Origin of the sequence: Streptococcus cristatus AS 1.3089, from assembly GCF_000385925.1 — a bacterium.
In the GTDB taxonomy this organism is placed as follows: Bacteria; Bacillota; Bacilli; order Lactobacillales; family Streptococcaceae; genus Streptococcus; species Streptococcus cristatus_B.
On record NC_021175.1, the window covers coordinates 340,105 to 361,754 of the forward strand.

At 40.5% G+C, this 21,650-nt stretch carries 16 protein-coding genes, 1 tRNA gene and 4 pseudogenes; 18 read left to right on the forward strand and 3 right to left on the reverse strand.

Annotated features, from left to right (window positions below; translation table 11 throughout):
- Window positions 1-13: 13 nt before the first annotated feature.
- From I872_RS01715 to pepC, 8 genes are all read left to right on the forward strand, one after another.
- A complete protein-coding gene (locus I872_RS01715) occupies window positions 14-1,045 on the forward strand; it encodes a 3-deoxy-7-phosphoheptulonate synthase (RefSeq protein WP_015604435.1) in 1,032 nt (343 codons plus the stop codon).
- A gap of 1 nt (window position 1,046) precedes the next feature.
- Window positions 1,047-2,084 carry a 3-deoxy-7-phosphoheptulonate synthase gene (locus tag I872_RS01720; RefSeq protein WP_015604436.1) on the forward strand — a complete coding sequence of 346 codons (1,038 nt, stop codon included), beginning with the start codon at window positions 1,047-1,049 and terminating at the stop codon, window positions 2,082-2,084.
- A gap of 200 nt (window positions 2,085-2,284) precedes the next feature.
- The gene (gene acpS / locus I872_RS01725; protein WP_015604437.1) at window positions 2,285-2,647 is read left to right on the forward strand and encodes a holo-ACP synthase; all 363 of its coding nucleotides are present in this window, start codon (window positions 2,285-2,287) and stop codon (window positions 2,645-2,647) included.
- Window positions 2,637-3,743 (forward strand): alanine racemase, encoded by a 1,107-nt coding sequence (alr, locus tag I872_RS01730; protein ID WP_015604438.1) that lies wholly within the window; start codon window positions 2,637-2,639, stop codon window positions 3,741-3,743. Before acpS ends, alr begins: the two co-directional genes overlap by 11 nt.
- A 31-nt stretch (window positions 3,744-3,774) precedes the next feature.
- Window positions 3,775-5,790 carry an ATP-dependent DNA helicase RecG gene (gene recG, locus I872_RS01735; RefSeq protein WP_015604439.1) on the forward strand — a complete coding sequence of 672 codons (2,016 nt, stop codon included), beginning with the start codon at window positions 3,775-3,777 and terminating at the stop codon, window positions 5,788-5,790.
- A gap of 314 nt (window positions 5,791-6,104) precedes the next feature.
- A complete protein-coding gene (locus tag I872_RS01740; protein WP_015604440.1) occupies window positions 6,105-7,565 on the forward strand; it encodes a nicotinate phosphoribosyltransferase in 1,461 nt (486 codons plus the stop codon).
- Entirely contained in the window at window positions 7,562-8,386 is an 825-nt protein-coding gene (gene nadE / locus I872_RS01745) for an ammonia-dependent NAD(+) synthetase (protein ID WP_015604441.1), read from the forward strand. Before I872_RS01740 ends, nadE begins: the two co-directional genes overlap by 4 nt.
- A 132-nt stretch (window positions 8,387-8,518) precedes the next feature.
- Entirely contained in the window at window positions 8,519-9,865 is a 1,347-nt protein-coding gene (pepC, locus tag I872_RS01750) for an aminopeptidase C (RefSeq protein WP_015604442.1), read from the forward strand.
- A 90-nt stretch (window positions 9,866-9,955) separates the two neighbouring features.
- Here pepC and I872_RS11250 read toward each other — a convergent pair.
- Window positions 9,956-11,312, reverse strand: a pseudogene (locus I872_RS11250) (IS3 family transposase).
- 57 nt (window positions 11,313-11,369) lie between these two features.
- On the opposite strand from I872_RS11250, the pseudogene I872_RS01765 reads away from it, so the two are divergent.
- A pseudogene (locus I872_RS01765) lies at window positions 11,370-11,696 on the forward strand (site-specific integrase); the annotation flags it as partial.
- A 104-nt stretch (window positions 11,697-11,800) separates the two neighbouring features.
- On the opposite strand, the gene I872_RS01770 reads toward I872_RS01765, so the two are convergent.
- On the reverse strand, window positions 11,801-12,043 hold the full coding sequence (locus I872_RS01770; protein WP_005590635.1) for a type B 50S ribosomal protein L31: 243 nt from the start codon (window positions 12,041-12,043) through the stop codon (window positions 11,801-11,803).
- 104 nt (window positions 12,044-12,147) lie between these two features.
- Window positions 12,148-13,083: a DHH family phosphoesterase gene (locus I872_RS01775; RefSeq protein WP_015604447.1), complete on the reverse strand. Its 936-nt coding sequence runs from the start codon at window positions 13,081-13,083 to the stop codon at window positions 12,148-12,150.
- A 104-nt stretch (window positions 13,084-13,187) separates the two neighbouring features.
- Between I872_RS01775 and I872_RS01780 the strand changes: the two genes are divergently transcribed.
- The 9 genes and pseudogenes from I872_RS01780 to cas8c all read left to right on the forward strand — a co-directional run bounded on the left by I872_RS01780 (window position 13,188) and on the right by cas8c (window position 21,648).
- Window positions 13,188-13,631, forward strand: a complete 444-nt coding sequence (locus I872_RS01780; protein ID WP_015604448.1) for a flavodoxin — start codon at window positions 13,188-13,190, stop codon at window positions 13,629-13,631.
- A gap of 354 nt (window positions 13,632-13,985) precedes the next feature.
- A pseudogene (locus I872_RS01785) lies at window positions 13,986-14,253 on the forward strand (chorismate mutase).
- Entirely contained in the window at window positions 14,250-14,624 is a 375-nt protein-coding gene (crcB, locus tag I872_RS01790; protein ID WP_015604451.1) for a fluoride efflux transporter CrcB, read from the forward strand. Before I872_RS01785 ends, crcB (I872_RS01790) begins: the two are co-directional and overlap by 4 nt.
- Window positions 14,621-14,947, forward strand: a complete 327-nt coding sequence (gene crcB, locus I872_RS01795) for a fluoride efflux transporter CrcB (RefSeq protein WP_015604452.1) — start codon at window positions 14,621-14,623, stop codon at window positions 14,945-14,947. The genes crcB (I872_RS01790) and crcB (I872_RS01795) overlap by 4 nt, the downstream gene beginning before the upstream one ends.
- A gap of 118 nt (window positions 14,948-15,065) precedes the next feature.
- The gene (rplS, locus tag I872_RS01800; protein WP_005590628.1) at window positions 15,066-15,413 is read left to right on the forward strand and encodes a 50S ribosomal protein L19; all 348 of its coding nucleotides are present in this window, start codon (window positions 15,066-15,068) and stop codon (window positions 15,411-15,413) included.
- 40 nt (window positions 15,414-15,453) lie between these two features.
- Window positions 15,454-15,525 (forward strand) — tRNA-Arg (locus I872_RS01805).
- An 806-nt stretch (window positions 15,526-16,331) separates the two neighbouring features.
- Window positions 16,332-18,746, forward strand: coding sequence for a CRISPR-associated helicase/endonuclease Cas3 (locus I872_RS01810; RefSeq protein WP_015604453.1), 2,415 nt, complete (start codon window positions 16,332-16,334; stop codon window positions 18,744-18,746).
- 244 nt (window positions 18,747-18,990) lie between these two features.
- Window positions 18,991-19,719 carry a type I-C CRISPR-associated protein Cas5c gene (gene cas5c, locus I872_RS01815; protein WP_015604454.1) on the forward strand — a complete coding sequence of 243 codons (729 nt, stop codon included), beginning with the start codon at window positions 18,991-18,993 and terminating at the stop codon, window positions 19,717-19,719.
- Window positions 19,719-21,648 (forward strand): annotated as a pseudogene (gene cas8c / locus I872_RS01820) (type I-C CRISPR-associated protein Cas8c/Csd1). The gene cas5c and the pseudogene cas8c overlap by 1 nt, the downstream one beginning before the upstream one ends.
- Window positions 21,649-21,650: the final 2 nt, after the last annotated feature.

Here is a 21,650-nt window from a genome sequence, read left to right on the forward strand (position 1 = left end):
ATAAGGAGAGAAGATGACCTTTAAAGCAACTAGTCAACCAATCAATGTAGCAGAAGTGCGTCAGCTTGCTAAGTTAGAAGGTTCTATTCTGGCTCGTAAGCAAGAACGAGATCGCCAACTAGAAGCTATTATCCGTGGTGAGGATGATCGTATCCTTTTGGTCATCGGTCCTTGCTCCTCAGACAATGAAGAAGCTGTCTTGGAATACGCTAAGCGTTTGGCAGCTCTTCAGGAAGAAGTCAAAGATCGGATCTTTATGGTCATGCGGGTCTACACTGCCAAGCCACGGACCAATGGCGATGGCTATAAGGGCTTGATTCACCAGCCTAATGCGACAGCGGCACCTAGCCTAATCAACGGGATTAAGGCGGTGCGCAACCTGCATTACCGTGTGATTTCAGAAACTGGAATGACGACGGCTGACGAGATGCTTTACCCGGAAAATCTCCCCTTAGTAGATGATTTGATTTCCTATATGGCGATTGGTGCTCGTTCTGTTGAAGATCAGCAGCACCGCTTTGTAGCCAGTGGAGCAGATTTCCCGACTGGTTTGAAAAATCCAACATCTGGCAATCTGAATGTCATGTTTAATGGCATTTATGCGGCTCAAAACAAACAGAGCTTTCTCTTTGCAAATCGAGAAGTAGAGACGAGTGGAAATCCCTTGGCTCATGCCATTCTGCGCGGTGCCATCAATGAATATGGGAAGAACATTCCAAACTACTATTATGATAATCTGCTGGACACAATCGCCCAGTATGAAGCAATGGGATTAGAAAATCCATTTATCATCATCGATACTAACCATGACAACTCTGGCAAGCAGTATTTGGAGCAAGTCCGTATTGTTCGTCAGACTTTGATCAACCGCGACTGGAATGATAAAATCAAGAAGGTTGTTCGTGGCTTTATGATAGAATCTTACTTGGAAGACGGCCGACAAAATGAGCCAGAAGTCTTTGGCAAATCTATCACAGATCCATGTCTAGGTTGGGACAAGACGGTCGAGCTCGTCCATGAGATATACGATACACTAGGTAAATAATATGGCATTTATAGAAAAAGGTCAGGAAATTGACATCGAGCAGATCAAGTCTGCAACGATTTTGTCAGACCAAGCTTTACAAAAGAAGAATCAGCGCGATCAGGAATTGGCCGCCATCATCAAGGGAGAGGATCAACGCTTGCTCCTGGTTATCGGTCCCTGCTCATCTGACAATGAAGAAGCGGTGCTGGAGTACGCTCGCCGCTTGGCTGACCTGCAGCAGAAGGTGGCAGATAAGATTTTTGTCGTCATGCGGGTTTATACTGCCAAGCCACGGACCAATGGTGACGGCTATAAAGGGCTCGTCCACCAGCCGGATACTTCAAAAAGTCCAAGCTTGATCAATGGGTTAAAGGCAGTGCGCCAGCTTCATTACCGAGTAATTACTGAGACAGGCTTGACCACAGCTGACGAAATGCTCTATCCTTCTAATCTAGTGCTGGTGGATGATTTGGTTAGTTATCATGCTGTAGGTGCTCGTTCGGTCGAAGATCAAGAACACCGCTTTGTAGCTTCTGGTATTGATGCGCCGGTCGGTATGAAAAATCCAACCTCTGGCAATCTTGGAGTCATGTTTAATGCCGTTTACGCTGCACAAAATAAGCAAATCTTCCTTTACCATGGTCAGGAAGTGGAAACTCTAGGTAATCCCCTGGCGCATGTGATTTTGCGTGGTGCGTTAGATGAGTACGGTAAGAACAAGCCTAACTTCTATTACGAGAATCTTCTGGATGTGATCAAACGCTATGAAGATATGAAGCTGTCCAATCCTTTTATCATAATTGATACCAACCACGATAATTCTGGCAAGCAGTATCTGGAGCAGGTGCGGATTATCCGTCAGACTCTGATCAACCGTGCTTGGAATGAGCAAATCAAGAAGTCGGTGCGTGGTTTCATGATTGAATCCTATTTGGAGGATGGCCGCCAGAATGAGCCAGAAGTCTTTGGTAAGTCCATTACTGATCCTTGCTTGGGCTGGGACAAGACTGAACAGCTCATTCAGGAAATCTATGAGACCTTAGAAAAAGAAGCTTAAAAAGAAAGGATTAGGAGGCTTTTGATAGGAGTCTGCCAACGAATATAGGCAAGCTCATACTCTATGAAAATCTAATTTTGATGATGTTAAACCTCTTTGATACATTTCAGTGTCATTCTCATCGGTTTGCCTTGTCGAAATTAGATTTTCTTTCAATCTCCTTGGGGGAAGGGGGCTTACCTCGTATTCCTAATAGAAGTATGATAAGAGGACACGGAATAGATATAGAAGAGATTTCCAGCATTGGTCGAGCCTACGAGAAGAATGCGCGCTTTGCTGAGAAAATTTTGACGGCTCAGGAGTTGGCTCGGTTTGGCTCCTTGAAGGGCAAGCGCAAGCTAGAATATTTGGCAGGTCGCTGGTCAGCCAAGGAAGCCTTTGCCAAGGCTTGGGGGACCGGTATTGGCCCTGTGACTTTTCAAGATTTGGAAATTTTAAATGATGATAAGGGGGCACCTTATTTTAGTAAGTCCCCCTTTGCTGGTTCAGTATGGCTATCAATCAGTCATGCTGGAAATCTGGTAACCGCCAGTGTGATTTTGGAGGAAGACAATGAAAGCTAGTCTACATAGACCCACTAAAGCAGTCATAGACTTGTCTGCTATTGCATTTAATATTGAGCAAATTGCGGCTCATATTCCCCAGTCGGTCCAGAAGTGGGCAGTAGTCAAGGCTAATGCTTATGGACATGGTGCAATTCCTGTCTCTCAACACGTTCAGGGCCTTGTAGACGGTTTTTGCGTATCAAATATTGACGAAGCTCTCGAACTACGAGAAGCTGGCATTGCTAAACCAATTCTTATTTTGGGTGTTTCTTCACTAGAGGCTGTGCCTTTAGCGATCCAGCAGCAGATTACCTTGACGGTGGCCAGTCTAGCTTGGCTGGAGGAACTCTTGAGCCAGCAACCTAATCTGACGGGCTTGACTGTTCATATCAAGATTGATTCAGGCATGGGACGCATTGGCTTCCGTGATAGTCAAGAAGCCCAGCAAGCAATTAGCCGCCTGCAAGCAGCAGGAGCTGTGGTAGAAGGGATTTTCACTCATTTTGCAACTGCTGATGAAAGAGATGCGAGTCATTTTGTAGCCCAATTAAGTCGCTTTAAAGAGATTTTGAGTGGGTTAGCTTTCTTGCCGCCGATTGTGCATGCTAGTAACTCTGCCACAACTCTCTGGCATAGTGAAACGATTATGAATGCTGTTCGGCTGGGTGATATTATTTACGGTCTGAATCCTAGCGGACGAGTGCTGGATTTGCCTTATGAGGTTAAACCAGCTTTGAGTTTAGAATCTGCCTTGGTTCACGTCAAAGAAATTCAAGCGGGCGCCCATGTCGGCTATGGGGCGACCTATACCAGTGATAGCCTGCAAATCATTGGTACCATTCCTTTGGGTTATGCTGATGGCTGGACCCGAGATATGCAGGGCTTTGATGTTTTGATTGATGGTCAGCGCTGCCCAATTGTCGGTCGGGTTTCAATGGATCAGATCACGGTGCGTCTGCCTCAAGTCTACCCTTTGGGAACGCAGGTGGTTTTGATTGGTAATAGTGGCGCCGAGCTTATCACAGCGACGGATGTGGCGGACAAACGTGGTACGATTAACTATGAAGTGGTCTGCTTAATCAGTGACAGGGTACCGAGAGAGTATAAAAAGTAAAAGACAATTAAGAAGAAGGAAAGGAGACAGGATGAATCTGCATCAGGCTTTGACGGCCCTGCCAGGAGTGGGGCCAAAATCGGCTGAAAAATTTAAAAAACTAGGCCTTGAGAGCCTGCAGGATCTCCTGCTCTATTTTCCTTTTCGCTATGAGGATTTTAAGAGCAAGAATGTCCTCGACTTGGAAGATGGAGAAAAGGCAGTTATTTCTGGGATAGTCGCGACTCCAGCTAATGTCCAGTACTATGGCTACAAGCGCAATCGCCTGCGTTTCACAATCAAGCAGGGAGAAGTCGCGATTGCAGTCAATTTTTTCAACCAGCCTTATCTGGCAGATAAGATTGAGCTGGGAGCAACGGTGGCTATTTTTGGTAAATGGGATAAGGCCAAGGCCAGTCTAACGGGGATGAAGGTTTTAGCTCAGGTCGAAGACGACTTGCAGCCAGTTTATCGCGTTGCCCAAGGAATTAGTCAGGCCAGTCTAGTCAAGCTGATTAAGGTGGCCTTTGACCAAGGTCTGGATCAGTTATTGGAGGAAAATCTTCCCCCTATCCTTCTGGAGCGCTACCAGCTTTTAGGGCGCACTCAAGCTGTGCGTGCCATGCACTTTCCCAAGGATTTAGCAGAATATAAGCAGGCCTTGCGTCGAGTCAAGTTTGAAGAACTTTTTTACTTTCAGATGCAGCTGCAGGTTCTAAAGCATGAAACCAAGGATATCAGCCAGGGACTTGCTATCCCTTGGCAGGAAAAAATGCTGGCTCAAAAGAAGGCTGCATTACCATTTTCTCTGACGGAAGCTCAAGAGCGGAGTCTGGAAGAAATTCTCAGTGATTTGCAATCGCCTGCCCATATGAACCGTCTCCTACAGGGAGATGTTGGCAGTGGTAAGACCGTGGTGGCTGGCTTGGCCATGTATGCCGCTTATACGGCAGGTTACCAGTCGGCTTTGATGGTTCCGACAGAAATCTTGGCTGAGCAGCATTTGGATAGCTTGACTCAGCTCTTTCCTGAGCTGAATTTGGCCCTTCTAACTGGTGGTATGAAAGCCGCTGAACGCAGAGAGACTTTAGCTGCCATAGAGTCGGGGCAAGTAGATATGGTGGTCGGCACCCATGCCTTGATTCAGGAAGGAGTAGTCTATCATCGACTGGGCCTGGTCATTATTGATGAGCAGCATCGTTTTGGGGTGGACCAGCGTCGGATTTTGCGGGAAAAAGGAAATAATCCAGACGTTCTCATGATGACAGCCACGCCTATTCCTCGAACTTTGGCCATTACCGCTTTTGGCGATATGGATGTCTCCATCATTGACCAGATGCCGGCTGGTCGCAAGCCTATCATTACCCGCTGGGTCAAGCATGAGCAGCTGGAAGTGGTCTTGGACTGGATGAAAAAAGAGCTGGCCAAGGGCGCCCAAGTCTACTTTATTTCTCCCTTGATTGAGGAATCAGAGGCCTTGGACTTGAAAAATGCGATTGCGCTAGAGGAAGAGCTCAAGGCCTATTTTGCCAATCAGGCTCAGGTGGCTCTCCTTCACGGTCGTATGAAAAATGACGAAAAAGAAGCCATTATGCAGGACTTCAAGGATGGGAAAACGGATATTCTAGTGTCGACTACAGTCATTGAAGTTGGCGTCAATGTTCCGAATGCGACCATCATGGTTATCATGGATGCTGACCGCTTCGGCCTCAGCCAGCTTCATCAGCTACGGGGACGAGTTGGTCGGGGAAATAAGCAGTCTTATGCCGTGCTAGTTGCCAATCCCAAGACGGAGTCTGGGAAGAAACGCATGAAAATCATGACTGAGACGACAGATGGCTTTGTTCTGGCTGAGGAAGACCTCAAGATGCGTGGTTCAGGTGAAATTTTTGGGACCCGTCAGTCTGGTATTCCAGAGTTTCAGGTAGCGGACATTGTGGAGGATTATCCCATTTTGGAAGAAGCGCGCAAGGTAGCCAGCCAAATCGTTGCCAATCCTAGCTGGCGGCAGGATGCCAATTGGCATCTGGTATCCCTGCATTTAGAAAAACGCGATTATCTGGATTAGTGAGATAAAGTTTGGATTTATTTGTTTAAGCTTTCTGCAAGAAAATTCTAAGCCTTCCTTAAGCTTTGAAGTCTATAATAAAAGCATCAAAAGAAACGAGGTGGCAAAAATGAAAGTAGCAGTTAAAGTAACCTATAAAAAAGAATTCAAACAGATGCGCCGCGTGAACAAGACTTATGGAATCTAATATTTCCAAGTGAAAGATAAAAGAAGATACCTCTGGAAGAAATTCTGGAGGTATTTTGCTATTGAATCAAGGCTTTCTTACAATTTATGTTATAATATAGAATAACTATGATAAAAGGAGCTCAATTATGTTTCTAGATGACAGTTTGACTTTACATACAGACTTATATCAAATCAATATGATGCAGGTTTATTTCAACGAGGGTATCCATAATAAGCGTGCTGTTTTTGAAGTCTATTTTCGCAAGAATCCTTTCAATAATGGCTATGCCGTTTTTGCGGGCTTAGAGAGGATTGTGGCTTATCTGAATGATTTGAAATTCAGTCAGACAGATTTGGACTATTTAGCGTCCTTGGGCTATAACGGAGCTTTCTTAGAGTATTTACGTGATTTCAAGATGCAGCTGACCGTGCGTTCTGCTAAAGAAGGAGATTTGGTTTTTGCCAATGAACCGATTGTTCAGGTCGAAGGGCCGCTGGCACAATGTCAGTTGGTGGAAACAGCGATTTTAAATATCGTGAATTTCCAAACCTTGATTGCGACCAAGGCAGCTCGCATCCGCTCTGTGATCGAAGATGAGCCGTTGATGGAGTTTGGTACCCGTCGTGCTCAGGAGATGGATGCAGCGATTTGGGGTACTCGGGCAGCTGTTATAGGTGGGGCCAACGGTACCAGCAATGTTCGGGCTGGCAAGCTCTTTGATATTCCTGTTCTGGGGACGCATGCCCATGCACTTGTGCAGGTTTATGGCAATGATTACGAGGCTTTTAAGGCTTATGCGAGCACTCATCGGGACTGTGTGTTCTTGGTAGACACCTACGATACCCTTCGGATCGGGGTTCCTACGGCCATCCGTGTAGCGCGTGAATTTGGGGATAAAATCAATTTCTTGGGTGTGCGGATCGATTCTGGAGACCTAGCCTATATTTCCAAAAAAGTTCGCCAGCAGTTGGATGAAGCGGGCTTCCCAAATGCTAAAATCTACGCTTCCAATGATTTGGATGAGAATACCATCCTCAACTTGAAAATGCAAAAGGCCAAGATTGATGTCTGGGGCGTAGGGACCAAGCTGATAACTGCCTACGATCAGCCAGCTCTGGGTGCGGTTTACAAGATTGTAGCGATTGAAGATGAGAATGGGCACTTGCGCAATACCATCAAGCTGTCTAACAATGCTGAAAAGGTTTCGACTCCGGGCAAGAAGCAGGTTTGGCGGATTACCAGCCGTGAAAAAGGCAAGTCTGAGGGCGATTACATCACTTATGATGGCGTTGACGTTACCCATCTGGCAGAGCTGGAGATGTTCCATCCGACTTATACTTATATCAATAAAACAGTCAAGAATTTCGATGCGGTGCCGCTCTTGGTGGATATTTATAAAGAAGGTCAGCTCGTTTACGAGTTGCCGAGTCTATCAGAGATTCAGGATTATGCCCGCCGAGAATTTGACAAACTCTGGGACGAATACAAGCGGGTCCTCAATCCACAAGATTATCCGGTCGATTTGGCGCGTGATATTTGGCAGGACAAGATGGACTTGATTGACCAGATGCGCAAGAAAGCCTACCAAACAGGAGCAGAAAAATGAGCCTACAAGAAGAAATCATCCGTCAACTAGGCGTCAAGCCCGTCATTGACCCAGAGGAAGAAATCCGCAAGACGGTGGACTTTCTCAAGGCCTATCTGAGAAAACATCCCTTTTTGAAAAGCTATGTTCTGGGCATTTCTGGTGGGCAAGACTCAACCTTGGCTGGTCGCTTGGCCCAGCTAGCCATAGAAGAAATGAGGGCTGATACAGGAGATGACAGCTATCGCTTTATCGCTGTCCGCCTGCCTTACGGCGTTCAAGCGGATGAAGACGATGCCCAAAAGGCTCTGGCTTTCATCCAGCCAGATGTCAGTCTGACAGTTAATATCAAGGAATCCGCTGATGCCATGACAAAGGCCGTAGAGGCAACGGGTGCCAAAGTCTCTGACTTTAACAAGGGCAACATCAAGGCACGTAGCCGCATGATTGCCCAGTATGCATTGGCTGGTTCATATAGCGGAGCTGTCATTGGAACCGATCATGCAGCAGAAAATGTCACGGCCTTTTTCACCAAGTTTGGGGATGGCGGAGCAGATATTGTGCCCCTCTATCGTCTCAATAAACGCCAAGGCAAGCAACTTTTGATTGCCTTGGGAGCCGATCCAGCTCTTTATGAGAAGGTTCCTACGGCTGATCTGGAAGAGGAAAAACCCGGGATTGCTGATGAAGTCGCATTGGGTGTGACCTACAATGAAATTGACGACTATCTAGAAGGCAAGTCCGTTTCGGCTCAAGCCCAAGCGACTATTGAATCCTGGTGGCACAAAGGTCAGCACAAACGCCATTTGCCGATTACAATTTTTGATGAATTTTGGAAATGAAAAGCTCTTTCGAAACTTTTTAGTCTGAGCTAAGAAACGAGAAAGCAAGTAAAAAGTTAGGCTTGCCTAACTTTTTACTTGCGCTCTTTTTTTAAAGTTCTATAATAGATGTATAATGACAAGGAGGATTCTATGAATTCATTAAAACAAGATTTTACAGATAAGTTGTATGCTGCTTACGAGGCCAATCCCAAGTATGCAGCGATGGAAAATGCTATTAGTCACAATGGTCTCTTGACATCTTTGGAAAAACGGACTGCTGCTGTAGAAAATGCACCTGTTTTCTCACTGGATCTCACCAAAGACAAGGTCAGTGACCAAAAAGCTTCTGGTCGTTGCTGGATGTTTGCAGCTCTTAATACCTTCCGCCACAAGATGATTGCGGGCTTCCAGTTGGAGGACTTTGAACTGTCTCAAGCTCATACCTTCTTTTGGGATAAGTATGAAAAATCCAACTGGTTCTTAGAGCAGGTTTTGGCAACGGCTGACCAAGAACTAACCAGCCGCAAGGTCAAGTTCCTCTTAGATACGCCTCAGCAGGATGGAGGTCAGTGGGATATGGTCGTGGCGCTTTTTGAGAAATACGGCGTTGTACCCAAGTCAGTTTATCCAGAATCAATTTCTTCCAGCAATAGCCGAGAGCTCAATCAGTTGCTCAATAAACTCTTGCGTCAGGATGCGCAAATCTTGCGTGAGCTGGCCCTGAGTGGTGCAGATGAAGCTAGTCTACAAGCCAAGAAAGAACTTTTACTACAGGAAATTTTCAACTTCCTAGCGATGTCGCTGGGCTTACCTCCTCGGAAGTTTGACTTTGCTTATCGGAACAAGGACGGCAACTACCATAGTGAAGCTGATTTGACTCCGCAGGCCTTTTACCAAAAATATGTGGACCTCAAGTTAGATGACTATGTGTCTATTATCAATGCGCCAACAGTCGATAAACCTTATGGCAAGTCTTACACGGTCGAGATGTTGGGCAATGTAGTCGGCAGTAAACCAGTTCGCTATTTGAATGTAGAAATGAAACGTCTCAAGGAATTGGCTATTGCACAGATGCAGGCTGGTGAGACTGTTTGGTTTGGCTCTGATGTAGGTCAATCCAGCAATCGCAAGGCAGGGATCATGGAGGAAGGAATGCATGATTTGACTGCCAGCATGGATATCCAGTTGACCCAAGATAAGGCAGGCCGTCTTGATTACAGCGAAAGCCTTATGACCCATGCTATGGTACTGGCTGGAGTGGATTTGGATGAAAAGGGTCAAGCCAAAAAATGGAAGGTGGAAAATTCTTGGGGTGAAAATGTTGGAGATAAGGGCTACTTTGTCGCCAGCGATGCCTGGATGGATGAGTACACTTACCAAATCGTAGTCAGAAAAGACTTCTTGACACCAGAAGAACTGGCAGCCTACAATGCTGAGCCAATTGTCCTAGCGCCTTGGGATCCAATGGGAGCCCTAGCGAGTGGCAAAATGATTTGATAGAATAAGCAAGTTCAGAAGGATGTTTATCTAGTTAAATATAAAAAAGAGGCTGGGACTGTACTGACCCCAAAAAGTTAGACAATTAATTTATCCAAAGGATTTAGTTCTGTATTGCACAGGGCTAAGTCCTTTTAGTTTTACCTTAATCCGTTTGTTGTTGTAGTAATCAATATAGTCTACAATAGCTTGTTCCAATTGCTCAAGTGATTTAAACGACTTCTCATAACCATAAAACATCTCAGACTTAAGAATACCAAAGAAGGACTCCATCATACCGTTATCTGGACTGTTTCCTTTACGTTGACATGGACGGTTGGATTCCTTTATCCTCTAAAAAACGAATGATAATACTGATGTTGATACTGCCATCCTTGATCACTATGGAGGATGGTATTTGTGTAATGTTCCTCTGTAAATGCCTGCCTCCAGCATATTCTTTCTACTTGTATACAAAGTTCGGTGACGTAGAAAGATTATAGGCGATAATTTCGCTATTAAAGCCATCTAAAACTGGTGATAAATAGAGCTTTTGACTGCTTATCGGAATGGCAAACTCTGTCACATCTGTATAGCACTTTTCCATTGGTTTGGATGCTTCAAATTGGCGTTGAATAAGGTTATCTGCTTTCTTGCCAACTTCTCCTTGGTATGAAGAATACTTGCGTTTACGACGAATCCGAGCTGTTAGACCAAGGCCTTCATTAGACGTTGGACCTTTTTATGGTTCACTACAAAACCACGATTCCTTAATTCGAGTGTTATTCGGCGATAACCATAATTTCCTTTATTGCTCAGTAAAATAGCTTGAATTTCAGCCTTAATATCAATGATTTTTATCGCTTTTTATCTAATTGCTTTAGCTGGTAATAATAGGTTGAACGAGCTAGCTTAATAATCTTTAGAAGAATCTCTAAGGCAAACTCTGTTACTAATCCTTGAACAATTTCTGCTTTTCTTCTTGATCCTTTTCGTCCCTCAATCGGAGTTCTCTCAACTTTTTTAGAATGGCATTCTCCGCTCTCAAATATTCTAATTCTTCCTGAAGTCGCTCTAGCTCTGTCATCTCTTCGGGTTTCTTTTTTGGTTTACGTCCCATTTTAGGCGGTCTCCCTCTTGTTTTCTCAACAATAGTATACCCGTTTTTCTTATATTGTGCTATCCAATTAGGCAACATTCCAACACTTGGAAGAGCATAATCTAGAGACACCCTTATTTGTGAACGACCTTCAAGTAGAACTTTATCAATGATCTCTTGTTTTAGTTCAGGTGAATAGTAGCAATTCTTTCCTTTTTTGACGATTTCTATTCCATAACGATCAATCAATTTAATCATGTACTGAAGATTGGAAATTTTTATCCCAAATATATTTGAGAGCTCTTTGAAGCTTCGCCCTTGTTTTCTAAGTTCATAGATCTGAACTTTATCTTTATAAGTTAATTTCATAATAAAAACACCCCAAAAGTTAGATTTTTTTCTGTCTAACTTTTGGGGTGCAGTTCAACAGTTACCCCTTTAATTGATAGTGATTACATGTTTACGTTTGTTGATCGAGACGGAAAGATAGAACCTTTATATCAGGACTATATAAATAGTGTTCTAAAGCGGATCATCAGGAAACATGGCTTGAAGAAGATAACTCCTCATGGCTTCAGGCATACTCATGCAACCTTGATGATTGAAGTAGGGGTTGACCCTGTCAATGCGGCCAAAAGGTTGGGGCATGCAAGTAGTCAGATGACCTTGGACACTTATAGCCATTCTACAATAGCAGGAGAGGAGAAAGCTATCAAAAAATTTGTAGATTACCTGGATAGTGCAAAAGGTTAGTTTTCCAAGACGGTACCAAAAACGGTACTAAAAACAAAAAAAGCCAAATCCGATTTCTCGGAAATGGCTTTGTATCAACATTCTTTTTAATGTCAATACGGTTCTTATTTGAGACCGTATTTTTTGTTGAAACGATCCACACGTCCATCTGCTTGAGTGAACTTTTGACGTCCAGTGTAGAATGGGTGTGAGTCTGATGAAATTTCGACACGGATCAATGGGTAAGTTTCGCCTTCGAATTCAACAGTTTCGTTAGAACGCTTAGTTGAACCGCTAAGGAACTTGTAGCCAGTAGTAGTGTCCATGAATACAACAGGGCGATATTCTGGGTGAATGTCTTTTCTCATTTTAAAAATTCCTTTCTGCCATGGTCTCTTTGCGAGCCATAGATTCGTTACTTTGATAGTTTATCAAATTCTAATTGATTTGACAAGTCTTTTGGATGATTTTCTTACTTTTTTGCTTTTTCTTTTAATTTTTGATAAATCAAGTCAACCTCATCTTTGGAATAAGCATTAGCACCGCTGGCAAGTGGATGGCCGCCGCCATTGTGTTGCTTGGCAATTTCATTGATTGGAGTAAATTTACTGCGCATGCGAACACGATAATGGCCGTCAGGCTGCTCTACAAAGATAGCCCACATCTGGACATCTTCAATTCGTCCAGGTGCACCTACAATGGCTGAAGTATCAGCGTCAGTCAATCGATTTTCTTTCAATAATTGCTGTGATAGGATGACACGCGCAGCACCATTTTCATCCACTTCCAGATTATCGTACACATAACCTTGGAGTTTGGCAACTTGATGGGTGATGGAGTCCATTTTTCGAGAAAGCTCTGAGAAATTAAAAGCATATTGGCGAAGTTTTCCAGCAACCTCAAATGTGCGTGCAGTAGTCGCTGGATAGAGGAAACGACCTGTATCTCCGACAATACCAGCATAGAGGAGTTTGGCGATAGAGTCATTTACTTCTAAGCGATTTTCGAAGGCAAAAAGAGCGATAAGCTCGCTGGTACTGCTAGCATCTGTATCAACCAGCAGCAGGTCTCCGTAGAGATCGTCGTTGGGATGATGGTCGATTTTAATCAAAAAGTCGACCATGCTGTAGCGCTTATCATCAATACGAGGAGTGTTGGCTGTATCGCACACGATTACCAGGGCTTGCTCATAGTCAGAATCGGCCACCTCATCCATCTTGGCTAGCCAAGTAAGGGTTGGTTCGTCGTAACCTGTTACTTTGATGGATTTTTCAGGAAAGTTGAGTTGGAGAAGCTTTTGTAAACCGACTTGACTGCCAATCGCATCTGGATCAGGGCGCATGTGGCGGTGGATAATAATTTTATCGTATTCTTTAATTTTTTTCAGAATTTTGCTATAGATACTCATTGTAGACCTCTTAAACTTTCTCTAGTTATTGTAGCACAAGAATTTTTATTTTTAAAATAAAAAGATGTGTTATAATGAATGAAGATTATAATTTGGAGGAAACTATGACCTTAGCGAAAATTGTATTTGCCAGCATGACTGGAAATACGGAAGAAATCGCAGATATTGTTGCTGATAAATTGAGAGATTTAGGTGTTGATGTCGATGTGGATGAATGTACGACAGTTGACGCAGAGGACTTTCTGGAGGCCGATATTGCCATTGTAGCGACCTATACCTATGGGGATGGCGAATTGCCAGATGAAATGATGGATTTCTACGAAGATTTGGCTGGTTTGGACTTAGCTGGAAAAATCTACGGTGTGGTTGGTTCTGGAGATACTTTCTATGACGAATTCTGTAAAGCTGTGGATGATTTTGATGCAGTGTTTGCAGGAACAGGTGCTGAAAAAGGTGCGGAAAGTGTCAAAGTGGACCTGTCAGCTGAGGATGAAGATATTGAGCGCCTAGAGGCTTTTGCGGAAGAGTTGGTCAGCAAACTTGCCTAAGTACAGAGTTTTAGAAGCTCTAAGTGAATGACCTTAAGAACTGAAATTTATCTTATTTCAGCTACTAATGAGCTTTATTTGTTAAATAGAAAGTGAAATTAAGTGAGGCTGGGACAAAAGTCCTAGCCTCTCAATTGTCTTTGGATTGTCGAGCAAGACGCAGTGGTTGAGTGGGCTCTATTACGCTGATTTCATCAACTTTTACAGCCCTACTCAACTGTGCGGAGGTGGGACGACGAAATCGAATTCTAACGAATTACCGATTTCTGTCCCACTCTCTACTTTTTCTTTGCAAGAAGCCTAGAAGATTTTACTAATTTTTGTTATGATAGATAGCATACAAGGAGGAAGTAGATGAAGCTAGAAGAAATTAGACAGGAAATTGATCAAGTGGATGATGCGCTCGTTGCCTTACTAGAGAAACGCATGAATCTGGTCGGCCAAGTTGTGGCTAGTTAAAAAATCAAATGGGAAGGCCGTCGCAGATCCTAAACGAGAAGAAAGGATTTTTGCTAAAGTTGCGAGTAAGATCGAAAATAAGGATTATCAAGAGCCGATTCTTGCGACCTTTGCGGATATCCTAAATCATTCACGCGCTTTTCAGGAGAAGCAAATAAGATGAGCGAAGTAAAAAATTCTTTAGCAATCTTCTTGGGAGCTATGCTAGGCGGCTTACTTCGTTATCAATGCTCATCCTTTTTCACATTTACGGGACATTTTCCGCTAGCTACACTTTTGGTCAACTATTTGGGAACTTTCTTGTTAGTCTATTTGGTTAAAGGCTATCTCAGTCGCAAGCAAGTTTCCAAGCGTTTGTTATTGGCTTTGTCGACGGGATTTTGTGGCGGCTTGACAACTTTTTCAGGTCTTCTATTAGATTCGCTCAAATTGTTGGATTTAGGCCGTTATCCAGAATTGATCGTATATCTAGCCTTGAGTATCGGCGGTAGCCTTTGCATTGCCTTATGGGCTGGAAGGAAGGTGACCGCATGATTTGGTTTTTGCTCATTGCTTGCGGTCTAGGAGCTCTTGTCCGTTACTTTTTTTCTAAGGTCAATAGCAGAGCTGCTCTGCCAGTAGGCACCCTGTTGGCTAATGTACTGGGAGCCTTTTTGATTGGATATTTTTACAATCACATCCAAGATAAGCAACTGTATAGCATTTTGGCAACGGGTTTCTGTGGCGGTTTAACAACTCTTTCCACCTTTAATGCGGAATTAGCAGAGCTGTTCTCAGATAAGAAGAAGTTTAGCTTCTATCTGATGTTGACCTACCTTTTAGGATTTTTAGCGATTCTTTTAGGAATTTTTATCTAAAAATCTTTACTTTTACTAGAATTTTGATATAATATACTTTGTGCATAAATGGATGCACTAAAAAAACGGCTAATCCGCTGTTGTCTAGAGCTACAAGATTAGCAAGATAGGAGAAAAAATGAATCCATTAATTCAAAGCTTGACTGAAGGTCAACTTCGCTCAGATATCCCTGCATTCCGTCCTGGTGACACTGTCCGCGTTCACGCGAAAGTTGTCGAAGGAACTCGCGAACGTATCCAGATCTTTGAAGGTGTCGTTATCGCTCGCAAAGGTGCTGGAATCTCAGAAAACTACACAGTTCGTAAAATCTCTAACGGTGTAGGTGTTGAACGTACTTTCCCAATCCACACTCCACGTGTTGACAAGATTGAAGTCGTTCGTTACGGTAAAGTTCGTCGTGCTAAATTGTACTACCTTCGTGCATTGCAAGGTAAGGCAGCGCGTATCAAAGAAATCCGTCGCTAATATCAGAAATGACTCTGTCACTTGGCAGAGTTTTTCTCTAGTCCCCTTAGTTCAATGGATATAACAACTCCCTCCTAAGGAGTAGTTGCTGGTTCGATTCCGGCAGGGGACATTGAATTATGCTTAAAACCCTTGTTTTACAAGGTTTTTTCTATATTTGCCCCAAATTCGCCCCAAAAGTTTCGAAAATCTTTCTTATTCGATTATGATTTTTTCTTTTTGTTACTCTAGTTAATGGGCATAGACTTCTGCATGCCCAAAATAGATTGCTCTATCGAAAGCTAGATGATGAAAGTAAGTTCTTTGCAGTGGGGAACATAAGCACTAGCGGTCACTTTTTTCTAAAAAAGTAAGAGGACTGTGGACAAAAGATTGTTCATAAAATTATTCTAGAATAATTACAATAAAACTATTTTCTTCTAGGGTTAGTGGAAATCCTCAGATGGCTTGCCGTCATTACCGAATAACGAGAGTAATATCATTCTTTATAACTGCAGATATGGAGATATAGAAGAATGGAAAATGAGTGCTATAGCAAATGTTGCAGCGTTTTTTAATAGAAAGTAACAAAAATACTCATTATCTATTGAAATTTTTAGTTTTTAAGTTTACAATGATATTAATATAGTGTTCTAAATATGTTCCTATGAAGATTATCAGTGGATTTTTATTAAAGCTAAAAACTTATAGTATAGGTGATTAGTAATGTCTTTATCTATATGGTTACCTTGATAAAGAATTCGTTTTTTAGGACTAAGATATTATTCATTTAAATATTTTGTAGTCTGTCTATAATACTTCAGAAATTATTTTCTTTAAAAATGAAAGCGCTTTAATTTTTAGACGCTTTAATCTAAATTAGAGATTTAAGATTGGATTATTTTTCCAACATTTACACTAAATGAAATGAGGATAAAAATGATAAAAGCTCATTATAATCGTGATACGAACGAAATGCAATCGCTAAAAATACATTTAACAAATGTTGCTGAAAGTGGAAGAAAAGAAGCGGAATCTTTAGGACAAGGTGATGTGCTTTTTTTACTAGGCTTATATCATGACTTAGGCAAGGCAAATAAAGCTTTTCAAGATAAATTGGAAATGCATCCTAGCAAGCATGTTGATCATTCGTCTGCAGGAGCTAGATATCTCTTTCAGAATATACAAGCATGTTTAAAAAAATCAAGCATTCCGTTGGCAGACAGGGTACTTTTTCAGGAGATCAGTGCCTATGTTATTTCAGCTCATCACGGTATGTATAACATTCCTCTGCAAGATGAAGATGTTCAAGCAGAACAATTTGCATTTAACAAGTTGAGGCATCGAATTATAGAAGGTATAGCGAACGAGCCTTACCAAGAAGATATTCTACCTTTTGCTCAAGAATTAGAAGATGAATTAAGCATCTATGGTTACAGAGATTTAAACGATTTAATCGAAAAAGCATTTGCAAATTACCAGCAAGCTTGGTCTAAACTTAGTTGGTCTGATGAAAGTGAGAAAGAATATTATAGTGGTTGTTTTATTCGGATGTACTTATCCTTTTTGAAGAATGCAGATATATTAGATACTATCAATGCTTATGGCTTACTCATTGAACCTTTAAAAGACGAAGAAAAACAAAAACTAAATGAGTCTTATCTTGAAGCTATTGAGCGAAAATATCGTAGCTTTAGTCATCCAACTACAAGACTTAATGAGATTCGTTCACAAATTGGTGAACGAGTTAAGAGTAGGGGTGAAAAAGATTCAACGGGAATCTATCGTTTGGATCTGCCAACTGGCGCTGGAAAAACGAATCTTAGTATGAGATATGCCTTTCATCAGTTGGTTGATCAAAATAAATCAAGATTTTTCTATATTACCCCATTTTTATCTGTCCTGGAGCAAAATGCTTCTGAAATTAGAAAAGTAATTGGCGAGGTAGGTGTTCTAGAGCATCATTCAAATGTTATACAGAACAAACAAGAGAACGAGGATAAGGGAGACGAAAAAGAGAGCTTATTAGCAGAGTACCTGATAGAAAGTTGGGATAGTCCAGTCGTTTTGACATCAATGGTTCAATTTTTTCAAACTTTATTTAAAACTAAATCAGCAAATATCCGTCGTTTTTCCAGTTTAGCGAATAGTGTTTTGATTTTAGATGAAGTACAATCATTGCCTATTGAGGTGACAACTTTATTTAATTTAACCATGAATTTCTTAAATAAAGTTATGAATACGACTATCATCTTATGTACAGCTACACAGCCTGCTTATGATTCTACTGCAATTAATCATAAACTTTCTTATGGTGGAAAAAATGGTGAGGCTACTGATATAGTCGAGTTAATTCATGACGAAAAAGAAGTCTTTTCAAGAACAGAACTTAGAAAATTTGATGAAAATAATCAACATTCGAACCTGTCAGATTTAGTAGATTTTGTACTGGAAAATGACGAGTCTATTCTTGCGATTTTTAACACCAAAAAGACAGTTGATAAATTATATATGATGTTTGAAGGATTGACTGATAGACCTATTTATCAACTTTCGACTAATATGTGTGCTCAGCACAGATTAGACATTATATCGGAAATTAAACAACATCTAAAAAAAGGAATACCTATTATTTGTATTAGTACGCAACTAATTGAAGCTGGAGTTGACATTGATTTTAATCGTGTCATCAGATCTTATGCAGGAGTTGATTCAATTGTGCAAGCTAGTGGACGATGTAATCGTGAAGGTAAACGTGATAAAGGTCAGGTTACCTTAGTCAATCTTACCGCTGAAGAGGAAAATCTATCACGCTTGAAAGAAATAAAAGCTAAGAAAGACGCCACAGAGCATATTATCCATAAGATTTCATCGCCTATTGAAATGTCGCTTTTAAATCGGGATTTTTTTGAATATTATTACGCTAATAATCAAGGTTCAATGGATTATCCTTTATCGCATGGTGAATCAGTTTACGATTATTTAAGCACAAATTCATATCAAGACAGAAATAATTTTAAGGGAAAGTTAAAGCAAGCCTTTAAAACTGCTGGTTTGAAGATGAATTTAATAAACAATGACACAATAGGGGTGTTGGTTCCGTATGGAGACGCTATTGATAAGTTGTTGTTTTTAGAAGAATTGTGTGAATATGATTACCCATCTGTTGAAGACTATCAAACGATAAAAGCTCTTTTAAAGGAATTGCAGCCCTATACGGTAAACGTTCGTAAGCACGATCAAGTGCTTGAAGCGACAAAACCATATTTGAATGGGCAAATTCAGATATTGTCAGATGGTTATTATGATGAGAAAAAGGGGATTACCCTAGATTCAGGAAGTTTCCTGATGTAAAAGTTAAATGAAAATAGGCCAACGAGAGTCAGTAGAGGACTTTGTTGACCTGTAATTCAGTATAAATAAGCACTAAATATAATTTCAATCCACATAGATAGCACTATGATGGCTAGATTATATCAAAATTGATTCATATAATCAACAGCCATTTTATAATCACTATATATAGAAACAAAAAATTGACTTTTGAAGTTTCAAGTGCTAAGATAGGTCTATAGAATCACAGAAGGAGGTTTTAACCTTGTACAGATCAAGAAATTTCTATGCGAAAATACGTAGTGAACAGGCTCTATTTACAAATCCTGCAACTAAAGGTGGTGGAGAGAGATCATCATATCCTGTTCCTACTCGGCAAGCTCTCCAAGGCATAATTGATGCTGTGTACTACAAGCCGACTTTCACAAATGTTGTTACTGAAGTTAAGGTCATGAATCAAATTCAGACAGAGCTACATGGTGTTCGTGCTTTGTTACATGATTACAGTGCGGATTTGAGTTATGTTTCATACTTGAGTGATGTGGAATATCTAGTGAAATTCCATTTCATTTGGAATGAAAATCGTGAAGATTTGATGCAAGATAGGTTACCTAACAAGCATGAGGCTATTATGGAACGTTCTATTCGAAAGGGTGGACGACGAACTATTTTTTTAGGGACCAGCGAATGCTTTGGCTTAGTCGATGAAATTAGTCAGGAAGAGTATGAAAACACCCCTTCTTACTACGATGGTGTTACTATTGATTTAGGTATCATGTTCCATTCTTTTGCTTATCCCAAAGACGAAACGACACCATTAAAATCTTATTTTACAAAAACAGTGATGGAGAATGGGTTGATTAAGTTTAAGTCTCAGTCTGATTGTGAAATTGTAAATACTTTGTCTAGTTATACTTTCAAGACACCTGGCCAGATTAAGTCCGTTGATGATGAACTTAAGGAATACGAAACCATGGAGAAAGGAGAAGGATAATGGATTTTTTTACTTCTCTACTTAAAAACTTATGAAAAAGCAGAAGAAATTGGCTTAGTTGACCAACAAAAAGGAGACAATCCTGTTTTGCTACCGATTTACCATGATAATAAGGTAATAAAAAATAATGATATCTATATCGAAATATTATTAGATAATGAAGGTGCTTTTTTTAAGGCAAGGAAGTTTGAAATTGGTGAAAATGTGATTTTCCTGTAACCTATGAATCTAGTAATAGAACGAGCACTAAGATAGCACCACATCCAATCGTAGATAGTTGGTACTATGTCATGTATTCGGAATTAAGAAAAGAGAAGCATCAAAGGTATCTACAAAATTTAGATAACTGGATGATCCAAACTGAAAATAATAAAGTAGAAATTTTTTTAAAAATAATTAAAAAATTTGTTGAGAATCCAGAATCAGTTGAATTAGTTTTAAATAGTGCATTTGGTTCAGATTGCCAAATACAAGAAGAGTTTGTTGATAATAACGGAAAAATTCAAGAAGGTTCACTTATTTTTGGAGAAAAAAACAAAAAATAGCTTTAAAAGATATTAAATTATCATTTAAAATTTTAGAGTTTGATGGTTTGAGAGACGTTTCAGTTTCAAATTTTAATGAAATGCATCATGATTTTATTAACTATATTAATAATAATTCAACTGAAATTGGCATTGGAATATGTAATATTAGCGGAAAAGAAGACAGGATCATTAAAAATCATCGTAAACCGAAAGGTGTATTTTCAAATGGAAAACTGATTTCCCAAAATAATAAAATAGCATACCTTGGTGATAGATTTCCAAATGAAAATGCTTCATCAGACATAATTAAAATTGGCTATGAAACCTCAGAAAAAATACATTTGATGATTAAGTATCTGTTGGAGAACAATAATAGTCATACTTGGTTAGGTACCTCTCAATATTTGATCAATTGGTTTAGTGATGATTTGTCAAATGATAGTCAGTTAGATATTGTCAAACCAGAGTTTGATGATTTATTTGAAGATGATGAAGAAGAAAAACAAGTTTTTATTAAACCGAATGAAGAGAATAAAAAATTGGTTCATCTTTTGTTAGAGGTCAGAAATTATTCAGCAATAATGCTACTTATAATATTGCTATCCTGAATGAAAATAAAGGTCGTATTGCTTTAAAATATTTCCGCCAGCTTCAAGTTTCACAGCTGCTGAAAAATCTGGAAACTTGGCAGGAAAACTATTCTTGGAAGGCAAAAACTAAATCTGGAAATTATAAATTAAGAACACCTACTTTTAATGACATAATCAACGCTGCCTACGGTATTGACAGAGAACGTTATTTGGAATTGGACAATGACAGTTTTAAGAGTGATCAATATCAGCAATTAGTAACAGCTTTGATTGATGGGAATCCAATACCTAGTACTATCGTTAAGAAGTTAGAAAAGAATATTAAACAGCGACAAAAGTACCCTAATCACTGGTCTCAGGTGCAGCAAATAAGTTTAGCGATTTTACACAAACAATATGGAAGGGAGTTTAAACCAATGTTAGATCATGAAAATACTAATCGTTCCTATCTCTTCGGAAGATTATTAGCTATTTTTGAGCTAATTGAAACTCAGCGATATCGAATAGATGGTAATAATCAGGAAAGAATTACAAATGCCGAGAGGTACTGGAACGCCTATACCAGCCAGCCAGCCAAGTTAATGATGAATTTGACAAATAAAATTAAACCTTATGAAGAAACTGTAAAGTTAAATGCTCATGGAATTTTTAATAAATTGGACAAAGAGCGAGCAGAAATTGTCCAATTACTCAGCCCCCTAATGGCAAAGAAGGATATCAATGATCCCTTGGATTATCAATTTATTTTTGGTTACTATGCTGAAAAGCAGTTCTTTTATACAAAACAAGAAAAAAATGAAAGTGAGGAATAGCA

Excerpts from the sequence above, each read along its gene's own strand:
- I872_RS01715 (WP_015604435.1), top strand. The coding sequence starts at position 14 with ATGACCTTTAAAGCAACTAGTCAACCAATCAATGTAGCAGAAGTGCGT.
- I872_RS01780 (WP_015604448.1), top strand. The coding sequence starts at position 13,188 with ATGACCTTAGCGAAAATTGTATTTGCCAGCATGACTGGAAATACGGAA.
- recG (WP_015604439.1), top strand. The coding sequence starts at position 3,775 with ATGAATCTGCATCAGGCTTTGACGGCCCTGCCAGGAGTGGGGCCAAAA.
- I872_RS01775 (WP_015604447.1), bottom strand. The coding sequence starts at position 13,083 with ATGAGTATCTATAGCAAAATTCTGAAAAAAATTAAAGAATACGATAAA.
- I872_RS01740 (WP_015604440.1), top strand. The coding sequence starts at position 6,105 with ATGTTTCTAGATGACAGTTTGACTTTACATACAGACTTATATCAAATC.
- pepC (WP_015604442.1), top strand. The coding sequence starts at position 8,519 with ATGAATTCATTAAAACAAGATTTTACAGATAAGTTGTATGCTGCTTAC.
- nadE (WP_015604441.1), top strand. The coding sequence starts at position 7,562 with ATGAGCCTACAAGAAGAAATCATCCGTCAACTAGGCGTCAAGCCCGTC.
- I872_RS01770 (WP_005590635.1), bottom strand. The coding sequence starts at position 12,043 with ATGAGAAAAGACATTCACCCAGAATATCGCCCTGTTGTATTCATGGAC.
- acpS (WP_015604437.1), top strand. The coding sequence starts at position 2,285 with ATGATAAGAGGACACGGAATAGATATAGAAGAGATTTCCAGCATTGGT.
- I872_RS01720 (WP_015604436.1), top strand. The coding sequence starts at position 1,047 with ATGGCATTTATAGAAAAAGGTCAGGAAATTGACATCGAGCAGATCAAG.
- alr (WP_015604438.1), top strand. The coding sequence starts at position 2,637 with ATGAAAGCTAGTCTACATAGACCCACTAAAGCAGTCATAGACTTGTCT.
- I872_RS01810 (WP_015604453.1), top strand. The coding sequence starts at position 16,332 with ATGATAAAAGCTCATTATAATCGTGATACGAACGAAATGCAATCGCTA.
- rplS (WP_005590628.1), top strand. The coding sequence starts at position 15,066 with ATGAATCCATTAATTCAAAGCTTGACTGAAGGTCAACTTCGCTCAGAT.
- crcB (WP_015604451.1), top strand. The coding sequence starts at position 14,250 with ATGAGCGAAGTAAAAAATTCTTTAGCAATCTTCTTGGGAGCTATGCTA.
- crcB (WP_015604452.1), top strand. The coding sequence starts at position 14,621 with ATGATTTGGTTTTTGCTCATTGCTTGCGGTCTAGGAGCTCTTGTCCGT.